This window comes from Streptomyces sp. KR55, assembly GCF_052245645.1.
In the GTDB taxonomy this organism is placed as follows: domain Bacteria; phylum Actinomycetota; class Actinomycetes; order Streptomycetales; family Streptomycetaceae; genus Streptomyces; species Streptomyces flavusporus.
Genome location: NZ_JBQQCE010000568.1, coordinates 1 through 5,611 on the forward strand (window position 1 = coordinate 1; position 5,611 = coordinate 5,611).

The window sequence follows — 5,611 nt, forward strand, 5'->3', positions numbered from 1 at the left end:
CGCCACGTCGTGGTCCGCCGCGGGCGCGACGGCCCGGGAGATCAACGACACGCGCGTCAGCTCCCGTTCGTGCGGGTGACCTGGACGTTCTCCAGAACACCGAGCGCGTCCGGCACCAGCACGGCTGCCGAGTAATAGGTGCTGACCAGGTAGGAGATGATCGCCTTCTCGTCGATGCCCATGAACCGTACGTTCAGGCCGGGCTCGACCTCGTCCGGGATCCCCGTCTGGTAGAGGCCGATCACTCCCTGGTCGTCCTCGCCGGTACGCATCGCGATGATCGACGAGGTGCCCTGCTTGCTGACCGGGATCTTGCTGCACGGCAGCAGCGGCACCCCGCGCCAGGCGGGCAGCATGTTCCCGTGCAGTTCCACGCCGCCGAAGTAGATGCCCCGCTTGTTGCACTCGCGGCCGAACGCGGCGATCGCCTTGGGGTGGGCGAACATACAGCGAGTCTTGCGCCGCATGCTCAGCAGCTCGTCGAGGTCGTCCGGGGACGGCGGCCCGGAGAACGTGGAGATCCGCTGGTCGAAGTCGGCGTTGTGGAGCATGCCGAAGTCCTTGTTGTTGACCAGCTCGTACTCCTGCCGCTCGCGCAACGCCTCGATCGTCAGGCGCAGCTGCTGCTGCGTCTGGTTCATCGGCTCGTTGTAGAGGTCGGCGACCCGGCTGTGCACCCGCAGCACGGTCTGTGCCACGCTCAACTCGTATTCGCGAGGCTTGAGCTCGTAGTCGGCGAAGGTCTGCGGCAGGGTCTCCTCACCGACGTGGCCCGAGCTCAGACTGATCTCCGCCTCGCCGGACCGGTTCAGCTTCTGATGACCGTCGGAACTGATCCGCTGCACATGCTCGCGCAGCTTCTCGTGCCGGTCGGCAACCGCCTTGTACGCCGTCAGCGGCAGCGCGAGGACCGTGGTGGGCGTGGCCGCACGCGCCGTGAACTCCCACTTCTTGCCCGGCCCGGCGATGACCTGGCCGCCGAAGGCGTCGCCGTCGGCCATCAGCCCGAGGACCACCTCGTCGCCGTACGGCCCCTCGCCGATCTTCTCCACCTTGCCGTGCGCGACCAGGTAGACGTGATCCGCCTTCCGGCCCGCCTCCACGAGGACCTGGCCCGGCTCGAACTCCTTCTGCACGAACTTCTCCGCGAGCGCACCGAGCGCATCGCCGTCCGTGAAGCCACGCAGCGGTGGCAACTCGCCCAGCTCCTCCGGTACGACCTGGACCTTCGCACCGGTCTTCACGAACGACACCCGTCCGTCGCCGAGCGTGTAGGCGAGGCGGCGGTTGACCCGGTAGGTCGCGCCCGGCACGTTCACCCACGGCAGCATCCGGGTCAGCCAGCGCGAGCTGATGCCCTGCATCTGCGGCTCGGACTTCGTCGTTGTGGCCAGATTCCTGGCCGCCTCGGTGCCGAGGCTCTGCCTCTGCTCCTCCTCGGCCGGCGCCGGGGGCGCACTTGTCTCGACCGACATCTCACACCTCTTCCTGTGTGCATGAAGGCACAGATGATCGACATGCCAACACCTGCGCGTCGTCACGTTCCGTACACAGACCTATCAGGACATCGATCACGGTGAGTAATTTATTTGGCGGGCGCTCAGGGGCACTCAGGCATCGACCGAATGCGCCCCTCACGCCCCGCCCGATGGGAATTTGCTGGTCAGTGCCGCACCAGGTCAACGAAGAGGTGAAACGAACAGCTCCAGCAAAGGACTCCCGATGTCACGGAAAGTGACCGCATGGGTGACAGGGTTGCGAGGCGCGACACCAGGCATCTCTGCATCTCATGTCGACTTTCCGATGTGTGGCGGACGTTCCGCCCGCAACCTGCCCTGGGAGGAGTGGAAGGCGGGCTGCGCACTGTGACGTCTTACTCCGTCAGCGCGGCCGTGAACGTGTCGCGGTGAGCCACCAGCCATGCCTGGATGCGATCCCAGCGTTCCCAGCCGCCGCGCTCGGCCAGTGCATCGACGTACACCGGGTCACCGTGGGCCACGCGGCCGGCCACGAAGGCGCGGCAGGCCTCGGTGGCCTGTTCGATGACTGCGGGCAGCTCGGCGCGTTCCCGGGGCGGGAGGCCGTAGCCGTCGGCGAGGATCCGCAGCCGTGCACAGGTGTCCAACCCGGCGCAGGACCGCGCCCGCGTTCACCATGCCGCCGACCAGCGCCTCGCGGTCTGCTGCCGCACCCTCGGACGTCATGCCGGTCACGCTAACGCCTGTGGTCCTGCCCGGGCCGGGATCCGAACCGACCGGGAACATGCCGAACGCTTCCCCCTTCATCCTTTGAACCCCCTTGCCCCGCAAGGACTTTCTCGGCTGCACCTCTTGACGACTGGAGTACCCGAGAGGACATTGTCCGCGCAGCCATTGTCTGAGAGCGCTCTCAGAACCCCCTCGGGCGCTCCCGGACAGGCTCCCGCGCACCCCCACTCCGTACCGAGAGGCACCCCATGAGCGAAACCTCCGGCACACCCGGCAGACGCCGGATCTTCCGACGGGCTCTCGTCGCCGGCCTGAGCACGCTGGGCCTCGCGGCGCTGGTCGCCACGGCCATGACGCCGTCCGCGACCGCTGCCGCGCCGCCGCCCCCGTCGGGCTGGACGCAGGTCTTCGTCGACGACTTCGAAGGCGCCGCGGGCTCCGGCGTCAACACGGCCAACTGGCAGTATGCGACCGGGACTTCGTACCCGGGCGGCCCCGCCAACTGGGGCACCGGCGAGATCGAGACGATGACCTCCGGCACCAACAACGTCGCCCTCGACGGCAGCGGCAACCTCCGCATCACCCCGCGCCGCGACGCCGCCGGCAACTGGACCTCCGGCCGTATCGAGACCAACCGCACCGACTTCCAGCCCCCGGCCGGCGGCAGACTCCGGGTCGAGGCCCGCATTCAGATGCCCAATGTCACCGGCGCCGCCGCCCGCGGCTACTGGCCCGCCTTCTGGATGCTGGGCGCACCCTTCCGCGGCAACTACTGGAACTGGCCGGGCGTCGGCGAACTGGACATCATGGAGAACGTCCAGGGCCTCAACACCGTCTGGGCGACGATGCACTGCGGCACCTCACCCGGCGGTCCCTGCAACGAGACCACCGGCATCGGCGGTTCCACCACCTGCCCCGGCGCCAGCTGCCAGTCCGGCTTCCACACGTATCGCATGGAGTGGGACCGCTCGACGAGCGTCGAGGAGATCCGCTTCTACGTCGACGGCACCAACTACCACACCGTGCGCGAGAACCAGGTCGACGCGACGACATGGGCGAACGCCACGGAGCACGGCTTCTTCATCATCCTGAACGTGGCGATGGGCGGCGGCTTCGTGGACGCCTTCGGCGGCGGGCCGGACGCCGCGACGGTGCCGGGCCACTCGATGGTCGTCGACTACGTCCAGGTGCTGTCGGCCGGTGGGAGCGGTACCACGCCGCCCCCGACCGGCAACCGGGACGCCTACAGCGCCATCCAGGCCGAGTCCTACGACGGCCAGTCCGGCACGATGACCGAGGGGACCTCCGACACGGGCGGCGGCCAGAACATCGGAGCGCTGGCCAACGGCGACTGGGCGCTCTACCGGGGCGTCACCTTCGGCTCCACGGCGGCCACACAGTTCAACGCCCGGGTCGCGAGCGGTGCGGGCTCCGGCGTGAGCGGCCTGGTCGAGGTGCGCCTGGACAGCCGCAGCAGCGCGCCCGTCGGGAGCTTCGCCATCGGCAACACGGGCGGCTGGCAGTCATGGCGTACGGTCCCGGCGAACATCAGCTCCGTCACGGGCACGCACGACGTGTATCTGACCTTCACCAGCGGTCAGCCGGCGGACTTCGTGAACGTGAACTGGTTCACCTTCGGGCGCTGACCCGGCCTGCATGATGGGGGGCTCTGCGCATGTGGAGTCCCCCATCTGGCGTGCATGATGAAGTAACCGGCCGCCTTCTGTACCGTGTTGAGCAACGACGGACTGATGAGCTGCACGGGGGCGCTTGTGGCCGACGCGATGCCGCACACCGACTGGCTGGATCTCGCAGACGCGGTCACCGCGCTGCGCAGGCAGCTCGAAGAGGCCAGAACGCGGGCTGTGGACAGCCCGATCAAACTGTCCGTCGAGGAAGTGACGGTGGAGTTCGGCCTGGAGCTGCAACGGTCGGCCAAGGGCGACGGCGCCTTCAGGTTCGGTGTGGTGAGTGTCGGGGGCGGCGGGGAAAGGGCGCGTCGCGCGACGCACACCGTCACGCTGAAGCTCGGCGCACGGACGGACGCGGGCGGTTCGGTCGATGTCAGTGATGAGGACGACGAGTTGTGATTCCTGTCGGCCCGGACCCCGGCCGCGTCGTCCAGGTACGGTCCCGCCCGTCCTTCGGCACGGGCTACCTGATCGGGCCCGGTCTCGTACTCACCGCCGCCCATGTGGTGTTGACGGCGGGCGGCGAGCCGTCGGCCGCGGTCACGGTGCATGTGCCCGGACAGGAGCGGTGCGACGGCGAAGTCGTGTGGTGGGTGAAGGACGAGCGCCTCGATGCGGCGCTGGTGCGGATCAGCCCGCAGGTCGGAGCGGAATCGCCGCGCCGGGGTCCGGCCACACGGTACGGCACGTTCGTGACGGTCCGGCCCGACCAGCGGGTCGAGGCGATCGGCTTTCCGCGCCTGCAGAAATACGAAGCCCTGCGTGACCAGGAGCAGTTCACGGGTCTGCTGAGTCCGGCCACCGGGGCTGTGTCCGGACACTACGAGTTCACCAGCGCCACCCCGCTGCCCGGCCCCGCGCCGGACGAGGGGAAGACCCCGTGGGCCGGCATGTCCGGGGCGGCGGTGTTCAGCGCGGGGCTGCTCGTGGGAGTCGTACGCAGCGACCGCAGAGCACGATCCGGTACCCGACTGACCGCGACGCCGATGTCCGCGCTGCTCGCGGACGAGGCGTTCCGGGGCAAGGTGGCGGACGCCACCGGATGGGACCAGGTCGTCGAACCGGTCGAGCTCTCCGGGTTCCTCCAGTCCCCCTACCCCGATCGGGACGTCCGCTCGGTGGCGTCCCTGCTGCGCGCGGATACCGAGACCGTGACCTTCCACGGTCGCGAGACGGAGAGCGAACGCCTCGACGCCTGGTGCGCTGGGTCCGAGGCGGCGGCGGTCCTGATCGTCACCGGTCAGGGCGGGGCGGGCAAGAGCCGTCTCGCACGCCGCTTAGTCGCCCGTCAGCGAGTGCGTGGCTGGACCGCCGGAGTCCTGCGCCCCGCCGCGGCCGATGACGCTGCCGCCGAGGGACGATTCACCGCGCTCACCCGCATGCGTGGCCCGCTGCTGATCGTGGTGGACTACGCGGAGAACTACCCGCGTCAGGTCCGCGCCCTGCTGCGCCAGGCCCGCTCGGCGCAGGGCCGGGTACGTGTCCTGCTCCTCGCCCGCGAACGCGGGATGTGGGCGGAGGCGCTGGACGAACCGGACCCGGACGTCCGCGATCTGCTCGCCGAGGCACCGGAGTTGGCCCTCGCACCGCTGGCGTCGACTGCCGGAGACTGGGACGCGTCCTTCCACCGGGCCGTACTCGACATCGCCCGCGCTCTGCCGGTGGTCCCCGGCCACGCGGGGCCGGACTGGCCCGCGATCGCCGAGCGGATCG

Annotated in this window: 4 protein-coding genes and 1 pseudogene; 3 read left to right on the forward strand and 2 right to left on the reverse strand. The window is 69.4% G+C overall.

Annotated features, from left to right (window positions below; genetic code table 11):
- Window positions 1–56 precede the first annotated feature (56 nt).
- Both ACTWQJ_RS45410 and ACTWQJ_RS45415 read right to left on the reverse strand, forming a co-directional pair.
- Window positions 57–1,475, reverse strand: a complete 1,419-nt coding sequence (locus ACTWQJ_RS45410; RefSeq protein WP_443312242.1) for a family 2B encapsulin nanocompartment shell protein — start codon at window positions 1,473–1,475, stop codon at window positions 57–59.
- Between the two features lie 398 nt (window positions 1,476–1,873).
- Window positions 1,874–2,128 (reverse strand): annotated as a pseudogene (locus tag ACTWQJ_RS45415) (aminoglycoside phosphotransferase family protein); the annotation flags it as partial.
- A gap of 327 nt (window positions 2,129–2,455) precedes the next feature.
- Between ACTWQJ_RS45415 and ACTWQJ_RS45420 the strand changes: the two are divergent.
- The 3 genes from ACTWQJ_RS45420 to ACTWQJ_RS45430 all read left to right on the forward strand — a co-directional run.
- A complete protein-coding gene (locus ACTWQJ_RS45420; RefSeq protein ID WP_443312243.1) occupies window positions 2,456–3,853 on the forward strand; it encodes a glycoside hydrolase family 16 protein in 1,398 nt (465 codons plus the stop codon).
- An 87-nt stretch (window positions 3,854–3,940) separates the two neighbouring features.
- Entirely contained in the window at window positions 3,941–4,297 is a 357-nt protein-coding gene (locus ACTWQJ_RS45425; protein WP_443312244.1) for a trypco2 family protein, read from the forward strand.
- Window positions 4,294–5,611: S1 family peptidase (locus ACTWQJ_RS45430; RefSeq protein WP_443312245.1), on the forward strand; the 1,318-nt coding region annotated here is incomplete at its 3' end. The genes ACTWQJ_RS45425 and ACTWQJ_RS45430, both read left to right, overlap by 4 nt.

What these genes read in the sequence shown, in the direction of transcription:
- ACTWQJ_RS45420 (WP_443312243.1), top strand. Translation starts at nt 2,456, where the DNA reads ATGAGCGAAACCTCCGGCACACCCGGCAGACGCCGGATCTTCCGACGG.
- ACTWQJ_RS45410 (WP_443312242.1), bottom strand. Translation starts at nt 1,475, where the DNA reads ATGTCGGTCGAGACAAGTGCGCCCCCGGCGCCGGCCGAGGAGGAGCAG.